Origin of the sequence: Streptomyces lusitanus, from assembly GCF_042647945.1 — a bacterium.
Lineage (GTDB): Bacteria > Actinomycetota > Actinomycetes > Streptomycetales > Streptomycetaceae > Streptomyces > Streptomyces pseudogriseolus.
The window spans coordinates 43,180-58,679 of the sequence record NZ_JBHRWL010000005.1; the positions used below are offsets into that span (position 1 = coordinate 43,180).

At 71.8% G+C, this 15,500-nt stretch carries 11 protein-coding genes; 10 read left to right on the top strand and 1 reads right to left on the bottom strand.

Annotated features, from left to right (window positions below):
* Positions 1-12: 12 nt before the first annotated feature.
* From ACFOSY_RS09355 to ACFOSY_RS09375, 5 genes are all read left to right on the top strand, one after another.
* The gene (locus ACFOSY_RS09355; protein WP_394306277.1) at positions 13-1,053 is read left to right on the top strand and encodes an ABC transporter permease; all 1,041 of its coding nucleotides are present in this window, start codon (positions 13-15) and stop codon (positions 1,051-1,053) included.
* The gene (locus ACFOSY_RS09360; protein ID WP_394306278.1) at positions 1,050-2,003 is read left to right on the top strand and encodes a carbohydrate ABC transporter permease; all 954 of its coding nucleotides are present in this window, start codon (positions 1,050-1,052) and stop codon (positions 2,001-2,003) included. Before ACFOSY_RS09355 ends, ACFOSY_RS09360 begins: the two co-directional genes overlap by 4 nt.
* A gap of 143 nt (positions 2,004-2,146) precedes the next feature.
* Positions 2,147-4,117: a beta-galactosidase gene (locus ACFOSY_RS09365; protein ID WP_394306279.1), complete on the top strand. Its 1,971-nt coding sequence runs from the start codon at positions 2,147-2,149 to the stop codon at positions 4,115-4,117.
* A complete protein-coding gene (locus ACFOSY_RS09370; RefSeq protein WP_394306280.1) occupies positions 4,114-6,333 on the top strand; it encodes a glycosyl hydrolase family 95 catalytic domain-containing protein in 2,220 nt (739 codons plus the stop codon). The genes ACFOSY_RS09365 and ACFOSY_RS09370 overlap by 4 nt, the downstream gene beginning before the upstream one ends.
* Positions 6,334-6,367: 34 nt before the next feature.
* Entirely contained in the window at positions 6,368-7,081 is a 714-nt protein-coding gene (locus ACFOSY_RS09375) for a glycoside hydrolase family 12 protein (protein WP_394306281.1), read from the top strand.
* A gap of 53 nt (positions 7,082-7,134) precedes the next feature.
* Here the strand turns inward: ACFOSY_RS09375 and ACFOSY_RS09380 are convergent, their stop codons facing one another.
* Positions 7,135-8,145, bottom strand: a complete 1,011-nt coding sequence (locus tag ACFOSY_RS09380) for a LacI family DNA-binding transcriptional regulator (protein WP_394306282.1) — start codon at positions 8,143-8,145, stop codon at positions 7,135-7,137.
* A 278-nt stretch (positions 8,146-8,423) separates the two neighbouring features.
* Here ACFOSY_RS09380 and ACFOSY_RS09385 point away from each other — a divergent pair, with 278 nt between their 5' ends.
* From ACFOSY_RS09385 to ispG, 5 genes are all read left to right on the top strand, one after another.
* A complete protein-coding gene (locus ACFOSY_RS09385) occupies positions 8,424-10,373 on the top strand; it encodes an acyl-CoA dehydrogenase family protein (protein ID WP_394306283.1) in 1,950 nt (649 codons plus the stop codon).
* 238 nt (positions 10,374-10,611) lie between these two features.
* Positions 10,612-11,409: a carbonic anhydrase gene (locus ACFOSY_RS09390; protein WP_394306284.1), complete on the top strand. Its 798-nt coding sequence runs from the start codon at positions 10,612-10,614 to the stop codon at positions 11,407-11,409.
* 99 nt (positions 11,410-11,508) lie between these two features.
* Positions 11,509-12,771, top strand: a complete 1,263-nt coding sequence (gene dxr / locus ACFOSY_RS09395; protein WP_394306285.1) for a 1-deoxy-D-xylulose-5-phosphate reductoisomerase — start codon at positions 11,509-11,511, stop codon at positions 12,769-12,771.
* Positions 12,772-12,779: 8 nt separating this feature from the next.
* Positions 12,780-14,072, top strand: a complete 1,293-nt coding sequence (locus ACFOSY_RS09400) for a M50 family metallopeptidase (protein WP_086016235.1) — start codon at positions 12,780-12,782, stop codon at positions 14,070-14,072.
* Positions 14,073-14,257: 185 nt separating this feature from the next.
* The gene (ispG, locus tag ACFOSY_RS09405; protein WP_086680422.1) at positions 14,258-15,415 is read left to right on the top strand and encodes a flavodoxin-dependent (E)-4-hydroxy-3-methylbut-2-enyl-diphosphate synthase; all 1,158 of its coding nucleotides are present in this window, start codon (positions 14,258-14,260) and stop codon (positions 15,413-15,415) included.
* The last annotated feature ends 85 nt before the right edge of the window (positions 15,416-15,500 follow it).

Genomic DNA, 15,500 nt, shown 5'->3' on the forward strand with positions numbered 1-15,500 from the left:
GAGGAGACGGCCGTGTCGCACAGCACGGTGCCTCGGGGGACGACCGAGGCGCAGACACCCCGGCAGGACGACGACGGGGCGACCGGGGACCCGGTTTCGCACGAGACGCGCGGGAGGAGGGCCGGGAGGCTGTCCTCGCGCATCAGGTGGCGGCGTGACCGCACGCTGGTCCTGATGACCGTCCCCGCCCTGCTGCTGGTCCTGGTCTTCAACTACGTGCCGATCCTCGGCAACGTGGTCGCCTTCCAGGACTACGACCCCTATCTCAGCGAGAACGGCTTCGTCGCCGTCTTCGAGAGCCCCTGGACCGGGTTCGAGCAGTTCGAGCGGATCTTCGCCGACTCGGCCTTCTGGCACGCGGTGCGCAACACCTTCGTGCTGTTCTTCCTCCAGCTGGTGCTCTACTTCCCGATCCCGATCCTGCTGGCGCTGCTCATCAACAGCGTGGTGCGGCCCCGGGTGCGGGCGGTCGCGCAGGCGATCATGTATCTGCCGCACTTCTTCTCCTGGGTGCTCGTCGTCACCGTCTTCATGCAGATCTTCGGCGGCGCCGGCATCATCGCGCAGACCCTCCGCCGTCACGGGTACGAGGGCTTCGACCTGATGACGAACCCGGAGATCTTCAAGTACCTGGTGACGGCCGAGACCGTCTGGAAGGACGCCGGCTGGGGCATCATCGTCTTCCTCGCCGCCCTCTCCTCCGTCTCCAACGATCTGTACGAGGCCGCCGCCATGGACGGCGCGGGCCGCTGGCGCCGCATGTGGCACGTCACCCTGCCCGCGCTGCGCCCGGTGATCGCCCTGCTGCTGGTGCTGCGCGTCGGCGACGCCCTCACCGTCGGCTTCGAGCAACTGCTGCTCCAGAGACAGGCGGTGGGCGTCGACGCCTCCGAGGTCCTCGACACCTACGTGTGGTGGAACGGCATCCGCAACCAGGACTTCAGCTACGCCGCGGCGGCCGGACTCGTCAAGGGCGTGGTGGGCCTCGGCCTGGTCCTCACCGCCAACAAGGTGGCCCACCTCATGGGCGAGCAGGGGGTGTACAAGAAGTGACCGCCGTCCTCGGCACCCGTCAGGACCCCGAACCTCCGGTGCGCAAGCCCGGCCGCTGGTCCGCGCCGCCCCGCCCGGTGTGGGAGGAGGAGCCGTCCCGCGCCGGACAGGCCGGCAAGGGGATCGCCCTCGGCCTGGCCTGCCTGGCCGTCCTCTTCCCGCTGTGGATCGTGATCGTCACCAGTCTCCAGACCAAGCGGACCATCGACGAGGCGGGCGGCCTGGTGGTGATCCCCAGGAGCATCACCTTCGTCGCCTACCAGGAACTCCTCGGCGGCGGACAGGTGCAGCGCGCCGCCCTGGTCAGCGTCGGCGTCACCGTCGTCGGCACCCTGTTCAGCATGACCGTGTCGGTGCTGTGCGCCTACGGACTGTCGCGCGCCGGCTCGCTGGGGCACCGCTGGATCCTGATGACCCTGCTCGCCACCATGTTCTTCGGCGCCGGCCTCATCCCGACCTACCTGCTGGTGCAGGCGCTCGGGCTGACCGACACCTACCTGGCGCTGATCCTGCCCAGCGCGGTCAGCGTGTTCAACATCCTGGTGCTGCGCGCGTTCTTCATGAACATCTCGCAGGAACTCGTCGACAGCGCCCGCATCGACGGGGCGGGGGAGTGGCGCATCCTGCTGCGCATCGTGATGCCGCTGTCCCGCGCGGTCATCGCGGTGATCGCCCTGTTCTACGCGGTGGGCTACTGGAGCGCCTGGTTCAACGCCTCCATCTACCTCACCGACCAGGACATGATGCCGCTCCAGAACGTCATGATCCAGCTGGTGCAGAAGCAGGAGCGGCCGGTGGGCCTGTCCGCGCAGATCAACACGGGGCAGCTGTCGCCGCTGGCCGTCCAGATGGCCGTGATGGTGCTGGCCCTGCTGCCGGTGGCCGTGCTCTCGCCCTTCGTCCAGAAGCACTTCAAGAAGGGGATGCTCACCGGCGCGGTCAAGGGATGACCCCCGACGAGCGGGACGCCCCCGGGCGTCCCGCGGCCCGCGCGCATCCTCCCCGTCCGCCCCTTGTCCCGAGGACCTGACATGCCCGTGCCCTCTCTCCGCCGGTGCGCCGCGCCCGCCGTCCGGCACCGGGGGACAGCCTGATGCCCCGGCTCGACGACGTCACCCGCGGCCGCATCCTCTACGGCGGCGACTGGAACCCCGAGCAGTGGCCCGAGGCGACCTGGCAGGAGGACGTCCGCCTGATGCGCGAGGCGGGCGTCAACTCCGTCACCCTGGGCGTCTTCTCCTGGTCCCGCATCGAACCCCGCCCCGGCGAGCGGGACTTCGGCTGGCTGGACCGGCTGATGGACCTGGCGCACGACCACGGCATCGGCGTCGTCCTCGCCACCCCCACCGCCGCACCGCCGCCGTGGATGGGCCGGCTGCACCCCGACACGCTGCCGGCCGACGCCGACGGGCACACCGAACTGTGGGGCGGACGCCAGCACTTCTCGCACTCCAGCGCAACCTACCGGCGCCTCGCCGCCGCGATCACCGAGGACCTGGCCGCCCGCTACGCCGGCCACCCCGCCCTGACCCTCTGGCACATCAACAACGAGTACTGCACCTACGACCACGGCGACGAGGCCGCCGCCCGCTTCCGCACCTGGCTGCGCGACCGCCACGGCACCCTCGACGCCCTCAACACCGCCTGGGGCACCGCCTTCTGGAGCCAGACCTACGGCGACTGGGCGGAGGTGCTGCCGCCCCGGCGCACCCACTACCTGAAGAACCCCGCGCAGGTGCTGGACTTCCGGCGCTTCACCTCCGACATGCTCCTGGAGTGCTTCACCGCCGAACGGGACATCGTCCGCCGGCACACCCCGCACGTCCCGGTCACCACCAACGTCATGCCGCTGTGGTCCGGGCTGGACGCCTGGCGCTGGGCCGAGGAGGAGGACGTCGTCTCCGTCGACCTCTACCCCGACCCGGACGACCCGTTCGGCGCGCAGCACGGCGCGCTCGTGCAGGACATGACCCGCTCGCAGGCGCGCGGGCCGTGGATGCTCATGGAGCAGGCGGCCGGCGCGGTCAACTGGCGTCCGGTGAACCGCCCCAAGCCGAGCGGCCTGAACCGCCTGTGGTCGCTCCAGGCCGTGGCGCGCGGCGCGGACGCCGTCTGCTACTTCCAGTGGCGGCAGTCCCGGCAGGGCGCCGAGAAGTTCCACTCCGGCATGCTCGGCCACGCGGGCCCGGACGGCCGCGCCCACCAGGAGGTACGCCGGCTCGGCGCGGACCTGGCGCGGATCGCCCCGCACGTCGCCGGCTGCGCGGTCACCGCCGAGGCCGCCGTGCTGCACGACTGGCACGCCTGGTGGGCGAGCGACCAGGAGGGCGGCCCGTCCCGCGAGGCCGGTCACGCCGAGATCCTCACCGCCTGGCACCGCGCCCTGTGGCGGGCCCATGTCACCACGGACGTCGCCCACCCCGAGCACGACCTCACCGGCTACCGGATGGTCGTCGTCCCCCGGCTCCACCTGCTCACCGACCGCGCCGCCGACAACCTGGTGGCCTACGTGCGCGGCGGCGGCACCCTGGTCTGCGGCTTCGGCACCGGCGTCGTGGACGAGGACGACCGGGTGCGGCCCGGCGGCATGGACGAGCGGCTGCGCGCCCTCTTCGGCATCCGCACCCTGCACGAGTGGTGGCCGCTGGAACCGGGCGCGACCGTGGAGGCGGAGGGCGGCCTGCGCGGCACGCTGTGGTCGGAGGAGCTCGAACCGGACGGCACCGCCGACGAGACCCTCGCCTACCGGGGCGGCGAGCTGGACGGACTGCCCGCCGTACTGCGCAAGGGCCGCGCCTGGTACGTCTCCACCCTCCCGGAACCGGACGCCCTGCGGGACCTGCTCGGCCGCGTCGCCGCCGGGGCGGGGGTGCGGCCGGTGCTGGACGGGCTCCCGGACGAGGTGGAGGCGGTGCGCCGGGGCGGGCTGCTGTTCCTGCTGCACCACGGCCGCGACGAGGTCGCCGTGGACGTCCCCGGCACCCACCGCGACCTGCTCACCGGCGCCACCGTCACCGGCCGGGTCACCCTCGGCCGCTACGGCGTGGCGGTGCTCGCGCCATGACCTCCGCACCTGTGCACGGCACCTGGGAGCCCCGGCCTGCCGCCCGCTGGGAGGACGCCTTCCTCAGCGGCAACGGCCGGCACGGCGCCCTCGTCCTGGGCGACCCGGACGACGAGCGGACCGTCGTCACCCACCACACCCTCGTCCGCCCGGACGACGACGCGGGCGCCGGACGCCGGCTGCCGCCGCTGCTGGCCGACGCGCTCCCCGGCATCCAGGACCGGCTGCTGTCCGGCGACCTCACCGCCGCCGAGCACTTCACCGACGGACGCCCCCTCCAGTGGGTGCGCCCCTTCCACCCCGCCTTCCAGATCCGCCTGCGCCACCGCGACCGCGCCGCCGGCCTGACCGGCTACCGCCGCGAGGCCGACTTCACCACCGGCGAGGCCACCGTCCGCCTCGACGGCCGCACCAGCCGCGTCTTCGTCTCCCGCGCCGACGACGTGATCGTCCAGCACGTCACCGGCCCCGGCCTCTCCCTCCGCCTCTCCCTGGACCACCGGCTGCCCAACGCGCCCGCCGCGCTCCGCGTCGGACACGGCGCCGTCCTCACCCCGGAGGGCGCCCTGCTCAGCCTGCGCGCCCGCTACCCCGGAAGCGACCTCGCGTACACCGGCGTGACCTTGGCCGCGGTCACCGGCGGGCGGACCGAACTCGCCCCGTCCGGTGTGCGCGTCACCGGCGCCCGCTCGGTCCTGCTGCTCACCCGCGTACGACGGCACACCGGCGAGGCGGACGTGACCGCCGAGGGCCGCGCCCTGCGCGACCTGCTCACCGGGGACGGGCGGACGTACGACACGCTGCTCGACCGGCATACCGCCCTGCACCGCACCGCGTACGAGCGCGTCACCCTGGACCTCGACGCCGACCCGGCCGAACGCGCGCTGCCCGGCTCGGCGTTGCTCGCCCGGCCGCGCGGCGCCGCCCTGCTGGAGCGGCTGTTCGCGGCCGGCCGTCACCATCTGCTGTCGGCCTCCGGGCTGCTCCCGCCCCGGCTGACCGGTCTGTGGACCGGTGACTGGGACACCGCCTGGTCGGGCGCCCTCACCCTGGACGCCAACCTGGGCCTCCAGACGGCCTCCGCCGCCGCGGCGGCCCTCCCCGAGGTCACCGAGGCCCTGGCGGCGCTCGTCCAGGCCCAGTTGCCGCACTGGCGGGACAACGCCCGTGCGGTGTTCGGCGCCCGCGGGGTGGTCGCGCCCGCGCACACCGACGGCGAGTCCGGGCACAGCTACCACTTCAGCCGCGAGTACCCCCTGCACCTGTGGACGGCCGGCGCCGACTGGCTGCTCAAGCCGCTCGTCGACCACGACGAGACCTACGGCGTCCGCGACCCGCGCACCGCCGCCGCGCTCGTCGAGGTGGCCGACTTCTACGAGGACTTCCTCACCCGCACCGGCCCCGACGGCCTGCTGGCCGTCGTCCCCTCCTACTCGCCCGAGAACCGGCCCGCGAACGGCGGCTGGGGCGCGCTGAACGCGGCCATGGACCTCTCCGCCGCCCGTCACGCCCTGCACACCGCCGCCGCGTACCACCCGGACCGCGCCGACCGCCTGCGCGCCCTCGCCGGCCGGCTGCCCCCGCACCGCGTCAACGCCGACGGGGCGCTGGCGGAATGGGCCTGGCCCGGCCTGAAGGACACCTACGACCACCGCCACCTCAGCCACCTCTACGGCGTCTGGCCCCTGGACGAGATCACCCCCGACGACGCCCCGGACCTGGCCGCCGCCGCCCGCCGCGCTCTGGAGCTGCGCGGGCCCGAGAACGACTCGGCGCACGGCCATCTGCACCACGCCCTGATCGCCGCCCGGCTCCGGGACGGCCGGCGGGTCGCCGACGCCCTCGGCCGGGTGCTCGACGGCGACTTCTTCCACGACTCCCTGATGAGCGCCCACTATCCGCACCGCAACGTCTACAACGCCGACGCCGCCCACACCCTGCCCGCCGTGCTGATCGAGGCGCTCGTGCAGTCCGCCCCGGACCGGCTGGTGCTGCTGCCCGCCCCGCTCCCGGCGCTGCCGCGCGGCCGGCTGACCGGCATCCGCACCCGGTTCGGCGCGGCACTCGACCTCACCTGGACGCCGGGCGGCGGCACCGCCGTGCTCCGGCCCGACCGCACCCACCGCATCACCCTGTGGACCCCCGCCGGCACCGAGCCGCTCGACCTGGCCGCCGGCGAGGAACGCGTCGTCCCGCTGCCGGCGGCGACGCGATGACCAGGCACGTCCCCCCACCCATGGAAGGAACACCATGGCACCGAAAACCCCGCGCGGGATCCTCCGGGCGCTGATCGCACCCGCCCTCGCGCTCGGCGCGACCGTCTCACTGGCCTCCGCGCCCGCGCACGCCGCCGTCTGGAACTCCTGCGACCAGTGGGGCAACACCACTCTGGACGGCTACACCCTCTACAACAACATCTGGGGCTCCGGCGCCGGTTCCCAGTGCGTCTGGGCCAACTCCGGCACCAACTGGGGCGTCTGGGCCGACCACCCGAACACCGGCGGCATCAAGTCCTACCCGAACGCCAAGAAGGTGATCAACAAGCCGGTCGCCTCGCTGAGTTCGCTCACCAGCAGCTACCGGGTCACCGTCCCGTCCGCGGGCGCGTACAACACCTCGTACGACATCTGGGACACGGACCACGACTACGAGATCATGCTCTGGGTCAACCACAACGGGGCCGTCGGCCCGCTCGGGACCGCGCAGGGCACGGTGAGCCTCGGCGGCCACACCTGGAACGTGTACAAGGGGAACAACGGCGCCAACGAGGTCTTCTCGTTCCTGCGCACCTCGGACTCGACGTCCGGCACCGTCAACATCCTCCCGATCCTGAAGTGGATCAAGGACACCAAGGGCTGGATGGGCAACGAGACCATCGGCGACGTGCAGTTCGGCTACGAGATCACCTCGTCCGCCGGCGGCCTCGACTTCCGCACCGACAGCCTGACCGTCTCGGGCGGCTGACCGCGCCACGGTCCCCTGTGCCGTCCGCGCCGGTGCGGACGGCACAAGGGGCGTCAACGCACCGGCGCGGGACCCGAACTCGCCCGGACCGTCAGCTCGGGCGGCAGCAGCACGACCTCGGCGTCACCCCGCCCGTCGAGCTTGGCGACCAGCTGCTCCACGGCGTGCCGTCCCATCTCCTGGGCGGGCAGCGACACCGACGTCAGCCGCACCGACGCCTGCACGGCGACCTGTTCCGGGCAGACCGCCACCACCGAGACGTCCTCCGGCACCGCGCGGCCCTGCTGGCGCAGCAGCGCGAGGAGCGGCTCGACCGCCGCCTCGTTCTGCACCACGAAGCCCGTGGTGTCCGGGCGTTCGTCGAGGATCCGGGAGACCGTCGCGGCCGTCGCGTCGTACCCGCCCTCGCACGGGCGGTGCAGCAGCCGCAGCCCGGTCTCCCGCGCGCGGGAGCGCAGCCCGTCCAGGGTGCGCTCGGCGAAGCCGGTGTGCCGCTCGTACACCGCCGGGGCCTCGCCGATGACGGCGACGTCACGGTGGCCCAGCCCGGCCAGGTGCTCCACGCACAGCGCGCCGGTCGCGCGGAAGTCGAGGTCCACGCACGTCAGTCCGCCGGTGTCGGCGGGCAGCCCGATCAGCACGGCCGGCTGGGCGGACTCGCGCAGCAGCGGCAGGCGCTCGTCGTCCAGCTCGACGTCCATGAGGATCATGCCGTCGGCCAGTCCGCTGCCGGCGACCCGGCGGACCGCGTCCGGGCCCTCCTCGCCGGTGAGCAGCAGCACGTCGTAGCCGTGGGTGCGGGCGGTGGTGGCGACCGCGATGGCGATCTCCATCATCACCGGCACGTAGATGTCGGTCCGCAGCGGGACCATCAGGGCGATGATGTTGGACCTGCTGCTGGCCAGGGCGCGGGCGCCCGCGTTGGGGTGGTAGCCGAGCTCGCGGATGGAGCGCTCGACGCGCTGCCGGGTGGTCGCGGAGATCGACCGCTTGCCGCTGAGGACGTAGCTCACCGTGCTCGCCGAGACTCCGGCGTGCTGGGCGACCTCGGCGAGGGTGACCATCCGGCATCTCCAGGGATGTGAAGCGCTTCGACAGTGCGCGGCGACGGTAAAACAGCTAGTGAAGCCGCTCCGACCCTAACTTCCGCAGGGGTCTGATGTCCAGACAATCGAAGCGCTTCGACTGGCCGGGATCGCCCTGTCGACGCCGCGCGCCTGTCGGCCGGACGGCGGCACGAAGGGTGGTGGGGTCGCTACGAATCGGGTACATACGATCGAGTAGCACCGGTCCGTGCCGTAATGACCAATGACTCCATCCTATTCGCGGCGAGGTGAGCCTCATGTCCGCAGTACCCGAGACACCAGCGGCCCCGTCCCGGCCGACCGTCACCGAACGTGAGGCCCGGCAGGTCGCCGAGGCGGCGAGGGAGCAGGACTGGCGCAAGCCCAGCTTCGCCAAGGAACTGTTCCTCGGACGCTTCCGGCTCGACCTCATCCACCCCCACCCGCTCCCCGACGGCGAGGACGTCCGGCGCGGCGAGGAGTTCCTCGCCAAGCTGCGCGACTTCTGCGAGACGCGGATCGACGGAGCCGTGATCGAGCGCGAGGCGCGCATCCCCGACGAGGTGATCGACGGGCTCAAGGAGTTCGGCGCCCTCGGCATGAAGATCGACACCAAGTACGGCGGCCTCGGCCTCACCCAGGTGTACTACAACAAGGCCCTCGCCCTGGTCGGCTCCGCCAGCCCCGCCATCGGCGCGCTGCTCTCCGCGCACCAGTCGATCGGCGTGCCCCAGCCGCTGAAGATCTTCGGCACGCGCGAGCAGAAGGAGACGTTCCTGCCGCGCTGCGCCCGCACCGACATCTCCGCCTTCCTGCTCACCGAGCCCGACGTGGGCTCGGACCCGGCCCGGCTCGCCACCACCGCCGTCCCCGAGGGTGACGGGTACGTCCTCGACGGCGTGAAGCTGTGGACCACCAACGGCGTGGTCGCCGACCTGCTCGTCGTCATGGCCCGCGTCCCGAAGTCCGAGGGCCACCGGGGCGGCATCACGGCCTTCGTCGTGGAGGCGGACTCCGAGGGCGTCACCGTGGAGAACCGCAACGCCTTCATGGGCCTGCGCGGCCTGGAGAACGGCGTCACCCGCTTCCACCGGGTCCGCGTCCCCGCCTCCCACCGCATCGGGGAGGAGGGGCAGGGCCTGAAGATCGCCCTGACCACCCTCAACACAGGGCGGCTCTCGCTGCCGGCGATGTGCGTCGGCGCCGGCAAGTGGTGCCTGAAGATCGCCCGCGAGTGGTCCGCCGAGCGCGAGCAGTGGGGCAAGCCGGTCGCCCTGCACGAGGCCGTCGGCGCCAAGATCGCGTTCATCGCGGCCACCACCTTCGCCCTGGAGGCCGTGGTCGACCTGTCCTCGCAGATGGCCGACGAGGACCGCAACGACATCCGCATCGAGGCCGCGCTCGCCAAGCTCTACGGCTCCGAGATGGCCTGGCTGATGGCCGACGAACTGGTCCAGATCCGCGGCGGACGCGGCTTCGAGACCGCCGACTCGCTGCGCGCCCGCGGCGAACGCGCGGTCCCCGCCGAGCAGATGCTGCGCGACCTGCGCATCAACCGCATCTTCGAGGGCTCGACCGAGATCATGCACCTGCTGATCGCGCGCGAGGCCGTCGACGCCCACCTGTCCGTCGCCGGCGACCTCATCGACCCCGACAAGTCCCTCGGCGACAAGGCACGGGCGGGCGCGAGCGCGGGCGCCTTCTACGCCCGGTGGCTGCCGAAACTGGTCGCCGGACCCGGACAGCTCCCGGGCACGTACGGCGAGTTCAAGCACGGCATCGACCTGTCGCCGCACCTGCGCTACGTCGAGCGCACCTCCCGCAAGCTGGCCCGCTCCACCTTCTACGCCATGTCCCGCTGGCAGGGACGCATGGAGACCAAGCAGGGCTTCCTCGGGCGGATCGTCGACATCGGCGCCGAGCTGTTCGCGATGAGCGCCGCCTGCGTCCGCGCGGAGCTCCTGCGCGGCCGGGGCGACCACGGCCGCGAGGCCTACCAGCTCGCCGACGCCTTCTGCCGCCAGGCCCGGCTGCGCGTCGAGGAACTGTTCGGCCGGCTGTGGAGCAACACCGACGACCTGGACCGCAAGGTCGTGAAGAACGTGCTCGCGGGCTCCTACGCGTGGCTGGAGGAGGGCGTCGTGGACCCGTCGGGCGACGGCCCCTGGATCGCCGACGCCACACCCGGCCCGAGCACCCGGGAGAACGTGCGCCGCCCGATCCGCTGACGGCGCGCGACACCACGGCACCGTAGGGGGGCGGCCCGCGCCCGGCCGCCCCCCTCCGCCGCGCGTGAACCGTCAACTCCCGTGCCCCAGCGGCTTTCTCCGTTTTTGCGGGCCGTGTACCGAGGCCTTGAACGTTTGCTTACCCTTCCTTACCGTCCCCTGTTCGAAACTTGTCCCGTCCATTGCGGTCGATGGCGAAAGGTGGATGACCTCCCACACCTGATGAGGGGTCATCCGCATGTCTTCCCGTCACATACGCACGGCTGTCGTCTCCGCGATCGTGGCGCTCACGGCCGTCACGGCGACCGCCTGCACCGCCACCGCCTCCGCCGCCCCGGACGGCGCGTCCCAGGAGACGGCGCACTGGAGCTACGAGGGAGCCACCGGCCCCGAGCACTGGGCCTCGCTCAGCGAGGACTACGCGGCCTGCGGCACCGGCCGTGCACAGTCACCTGTCGACCTCGACGAGGACGCCGCCGTCGAGACGGGCACCCCCGTGGCCGTCCACTACCGGCCCGTCACCGCGGAAGTCGTGAACAACGGCCACACCGTCCAGGCCAACGTCTCCGCCGGCAGCTCCATCGTCGTCGACGGCACCACGTACCGGCTGCGGCAGTTCCACTTCCACCTGCCCAGCGAGCACACCGAGGACGGTGAGCACGCGGCCATGGAGATGCACTTCGTGCACGAGGACGACCAGGGCGACGTCGCCGTCCTCGCCGTGCTGATGAAGGCGGCGAAGGGCCACTCGGCCTTCACGGACCTGTGGAAGCACCTCCCGGCCGAGGAGGGCGGGCAGAGTCACCTCACCCGGCCGATCGACCTCACCCGGTTCCTCCCGCGCGACCGCGACCAGTACCGCTACGAGGGCTCCCTGACGACCCCGCCCTGCACGGAGGGCGTCAAGTGGACCGTCCTGGACCACGAAGTGCGGGTCACCCCCGGCCAGGTCGCCGCGTACCGGGAGCTGTTCCCGAAGACCAACCGTCCCCTCCAGCCGCGCAACGGCCGTGAGCTCGACCACATCGACCGCTGACCGGTGGGCGCGGGGGACGGCGGACCGACGAGCCGGGGCACGGAGCCGGGCTGCCGGGTCGGGGCCCCGGCAGCGGTCGCGACCCGACACAATGGGTCCATGACCGACGCTCCAGCCCCCCTCGCCGACCCGCACCTGGTGTACGACCCCGTCGCGGGAGACGGCCCGAAGGACGTGGTGATCCTCGGCTCCACCGGGTCGATCGGCACCCAGGCCATCGACCTCGTGCTGCGCAACCCCGACCGCTTCCGGGTCACCGCCCTGTCCGCCAACGGCGGCCGGGTCGCCCTCCTCGCCGAGCAGGCGCACCGCCTGCGGGTGCGCACGGTCGCCGTCGCCCGCGAGGACGTCGTGCCGGAGCTGCGCGAGGCGCTGTCCGCGCGGTACGGCGCCGGGGAGCCGCTGCCGGAGGTCCTCGCCGGACCCGACGCGGCCACCCAGCTCGCCGCCTCCGACTGCCACACCGTCCTGAACGGCATCACCGGCTCCATCGGGCTCGCCCCGACCCTGGCCGCCCTGGAGGCGGGCCGCACCCTCGCGCTCGCCAACAAGGAGTCGCTCATCGTGGGCGGCCCGCTGGTGAAGGCCCTGGCCAAGCCCGGTCAGATCATCCCGGTGGACTCCGAGCACGCCGCGCTGTTCCAGGCGCTGGCCGCCGGCACCCGCGCCGACGTCCGCAAGCTCGTCGTCACCGCCTCCGGCGGGCCCTTCCGCGGCCGCACCCGGCAGGAGCTGGCGGCGGTCACCGTCGAGGACGCCCTCGCCCACCCCACCTGGGCCATGGGCCCGGTCATCACGATCAACTCCGCGACCCTCGTGAACAAGGGCCTGGAGGTCATCGAGGCGCACCTCCTCTACGACATTCCCTTCGACCGCATTGAGGTGGTCGTGCATCCCCAGTCGTATGTCCACTCGATGGTTGAGTTCACGGACGGATCGACACTGGCCCAGGCGACGCCCCCCGACATGCGGGGCCCGATCGCCATCGGCCTCGGCTGGCCCGAACGGGTCCCCGACGCGGCCCCGGTCTTCGACTGGAGCAAGGCGTCCACCTGGGAGTTCTTCCCCCTCGACAACGAGGCCTTCCCCTCGGTGAACCTCGCCCGGCACGTCGGAGAACTCGCGGGAACCGCCCCCGCGGTGTTCAATGCCGCGAACGAGGAGTGCGTCGAGGCCTTCCGCACCGGTGCGCTGCCGTACCTCGGCATCATCGACACGGTCACCCGGGTCGTCGAGGAACACGGAACGCCCGCCGCGGGAACCTCCCTGACCGTGCCGGACGTCCTCGAAGCGGAGAACTGGGCCCGAGCGCGGGCCCGCGAACTGACAGCCCGGACGGCGAGCGCGGAGGCGCGTGCATGACGACCCTGATGTTCATCCTCGGCATAGTCGTCTTCGCGGCCGGCCTGCTGTTCTCCATCGCCTGGCACGAACTCGGGCACCTGTCCACGGCCAAGATGTTCGGCATCCGCGTGCCCCAGTACATGGTCGGCTTCGGCCCGACCATCTGGTCGCGGCACAAGGGCGAGACCGAGTACGGCGTCAAGGCGGTCCCGTTCGGCGGCTACATCCGGATGATCGGCATGTTCCCGCCGGGCCCCGACGGGAAGCTGGAGGCCCGCTCCACCTCCCCGTGGCGCGGCATGATCGAGGACGCCCGCTCCGCGGCCTTCGAGGAACTGCGGCCCGGCGACGAGAAGCGCCTGTTCTACACGCGCAAGCCGTGGAAACGGGTCGTCGTCATGTTCGCCGGCCCGTTCATGAACCTGATCCTCGCGGTCGTGCTGTTCCTCATCGTGCTGATGGGCTTCGGCATCCAGCAGCAGACCACCACCGTCAGCTCGGTCTCCCAGTGCGTGATCTCGCAGAGCGAGAACCGCGACGACTGCACCAAGGCCGACCCGAAGTCCCCGGCCGCCGCGGCCGGCATGAAGGCCAAGGACAAGATCGTCGCCTTCGACGGGGTCCGCACCGACGACTGGGGCGCCCTGTCCGACCTCATCCGCGACAGCGCCGGGAAGACCGTGCCGATCGTCGTCGAACGCGGCGGCGAGGAGGTGACGCTGCACGCCACCATCGCCACCAACATGGTCGCCAAGAAGGACGGCAACGGCGCCTACGTCGAGGGCGAGTACGTCAAGGCCGGCTTCCTCGGCTTCAGCGCCGCCACCGGTGTCGTCAAGCAGGACCTCGGCGAGTCCGTGACCTGGATGACCGACAGGGTCGGCGACGCGATCGACTCCCTCGCCGCCCTGCCGTCGAAGATCCCCGCCCTGTGGGACGCGGCCTTCGGCGACGGACCGCGCGAACCCGACTCCCCGATGGGCGTCGTCGGCGCCGCCCGCGTCGGCGGCGAGATCGCCACCCTCGACATCCCGGCCTCGCAGCAGCTTGCGATGTTCGTGATGCTCCTCGCGGGCTTCAACCTCTCCCTGTTCCTGTTCAACATGCTCCCGCTGCTGCCGCTGGACGGCGGACACATCGCGGGCGCCCTGTGGGAGTCGCTGCGCCGCAACCTCGCCAGGCTGCTGCGCCGCCCCGACCCGGGCCCCTTCGACGTGGCGAAGCTGATGCCCGTCGCCTACGTGGTGGCCGGGATCTTCGTCTGCTTCACGATCCTCGTCCTGATCGCCGACGTGGTGAACCCGGTGCGCATCTCCTGACCGGCCCCGCCGCGACACCCGCCGTTCACGACGGCCCGGAACCCTGGGATTCCGGGCCGTCGCCCTTTGGGTGGGTTTAAGAACGCGATGTGCTCGAGCATTGGCCATTGCCGTAATCTCGGAGCCCGGAGCCCGCTGCTCACGGGGAGCCGGACCTTGATCCACGACTTGGGGTTGCACAGCAGATGACTGCGATTTCTCTCGGCATGCCGTCCGTCCCGACCACGCTCGCCGTGCGCCGGAAGAGCCGGCAGATCCAGGTCGGATCCGTGGCGGTGGGCGGGAACGCCCCGGTGTCGGTGCAGTCGATGACGACCACGCGCACGTCGGACATCGGTGCGACGCTCCAGCAGATCGCGGAGCTGACGGCGTCGGGCTGCCAGATCGTGCGGGTGGCCTGCCCGACGCAGGACGACGCGGACGCGCTGCCGGTGATCGCGAAGAAGTCGCAGATCCCGGTGATCGCGGACATCCACTTCCAGCCGAAGTACGTGTTCGCCGCGATCGAGGCGGGCTGTGCGGCGGTGCGGGTGAACCCGGGCAACATCAAGAAGTTCGACGACCAGGTCAAGGAGATCGCCAAGGCGGCGAAGGACCACGGCACCCCGATCCGGATCGGGGTGAACGCGGGCTCGCTGGACCGGCGGCTGCTGCAGAAGTACGGCAAGGCCACCCCGGAGGCGCTGGCGGAGTCGGCGCTGTGGGAGGCGTCGCTGTTCGAGGAGCACGACTTCCGCGACATCAAGATCTCGGTGAAGCACAACGACCCGGTCGTGATGGTGGAGGCGTACCGGCAGCTGGCCGCGCAGTGCGACTACCCGCTGCACCTGGGTGTGACGGAGGCGGGCCCGGCGTTCCAGGGCACGATCAAGTCGGCCGTGGCGTTCGGTGCGCTGTTGTCGCAGGGGATCGGTGACACCATCCGGGTCTCGCTCTCCGCGCCGCCGGTGGAGGAGATCAAGGTCGGTATCCAGATCCTGGAGTCGCTGAACCTGCGGCAGCGGGGTCTGGAGATCGTGTCGTGCCCGTCGTGCGGGCGGGCGCAGGTGGATGTGTACAAGCTGGCGGAGGAGGTCACCGCGGGTCTGACCGGCATGGAGGTGCCGCTCCGCGTCGCGGTGATGGGCTGTGTGGTGAACGGTCCGGGTGAGGCGCGTGAGGCGGATCTGGGTGTGGCCTCCGGGAACGGCAAGGGGCAGATCTTCGTGAAGGGCGAGGTCATCAAGACCGTGCCGGAGTCGAAGATCGTGGAGACGCTGATCGAGGAGGCGATGAAGATCGCCGAGCAGATGGAGAAGGACGGTGTGGCCTCCGGCGAGCCGCAGGTCGCGGTGGCCGGCTGACCGGGCCCTCCCGGCACCCGCGGGATCCGGGGGCGGCGGCCCCCGGCATCCGCGGGTACAGTGCGGAAATCAGGCAGAACCCCAT

Bases quoted from the DNA above. Each gene is read 5' to 3' on its own strand.
- ACFOSY_RS09370 (WP_394306280.1), top strand. From the start codon at position 4,114: ATGACCTCCGCACCTGTGCACGGCACCTGGGAGCCCCGGCCTGCCGCC.
- ACFOSY_RS09385 (WP_394306283.1), top strand. From the start codon at position 8,424: ATGTCCGCAGTACCCGAGACACCAGCGGCCCCGTCCCGGCCGACCGTC.
- ACFOSY_RS09365 (WP_394306279.1), top strand. From the start codon at position 2,147: ATGCCCCGGCTCGACGACGTCACCCGCGGCCGCATCCTCTACGGCGGC.
- ACFOSY_RS09390 (WP_394306284.1), top strand. From the start codon at position 10,612: ATGTCTTCCCGTCACATACGCACGGCTGTCGTCTCCGCGATCGTGGCG.
- ACFOSY_RS09375 (WP_394306281.1), top strand. From the start codon at position 6,368: ATGGCACCGAAAACCCCGCGCGGGATCCTCCGGGCGCTGATCGCACCC.
- ACFOSY_RS09400 (WP_086016235.1), top strand. From the start codon at position 12,780: ATGTTCATCCTCGGCATAGTCGTCTTCGCGGCCGGCCTGCTGTTCTCC.
- ispG (WP_086680422.1), top strand. From the start codon at position 14,258: ATGACTGCGATTTCTCTCGGCATGCCGTCCGTCCCGACCACGCTCGCC.
- dxr (WP_394306285.1), top strand. From the start codon at position 11,509: ATGACCGACGCTCCAGCCCCCCTCGCCGACCCGCACCTGGTGTACGAC.
- ACFOSY_RS09380 (WP_394306282.1), bottom strand. From the start codon at position 8,145: ATGGTCACCCTCGCCGAGGTCGCCCAGCACGCCGGAGTCTCGGCGAGC.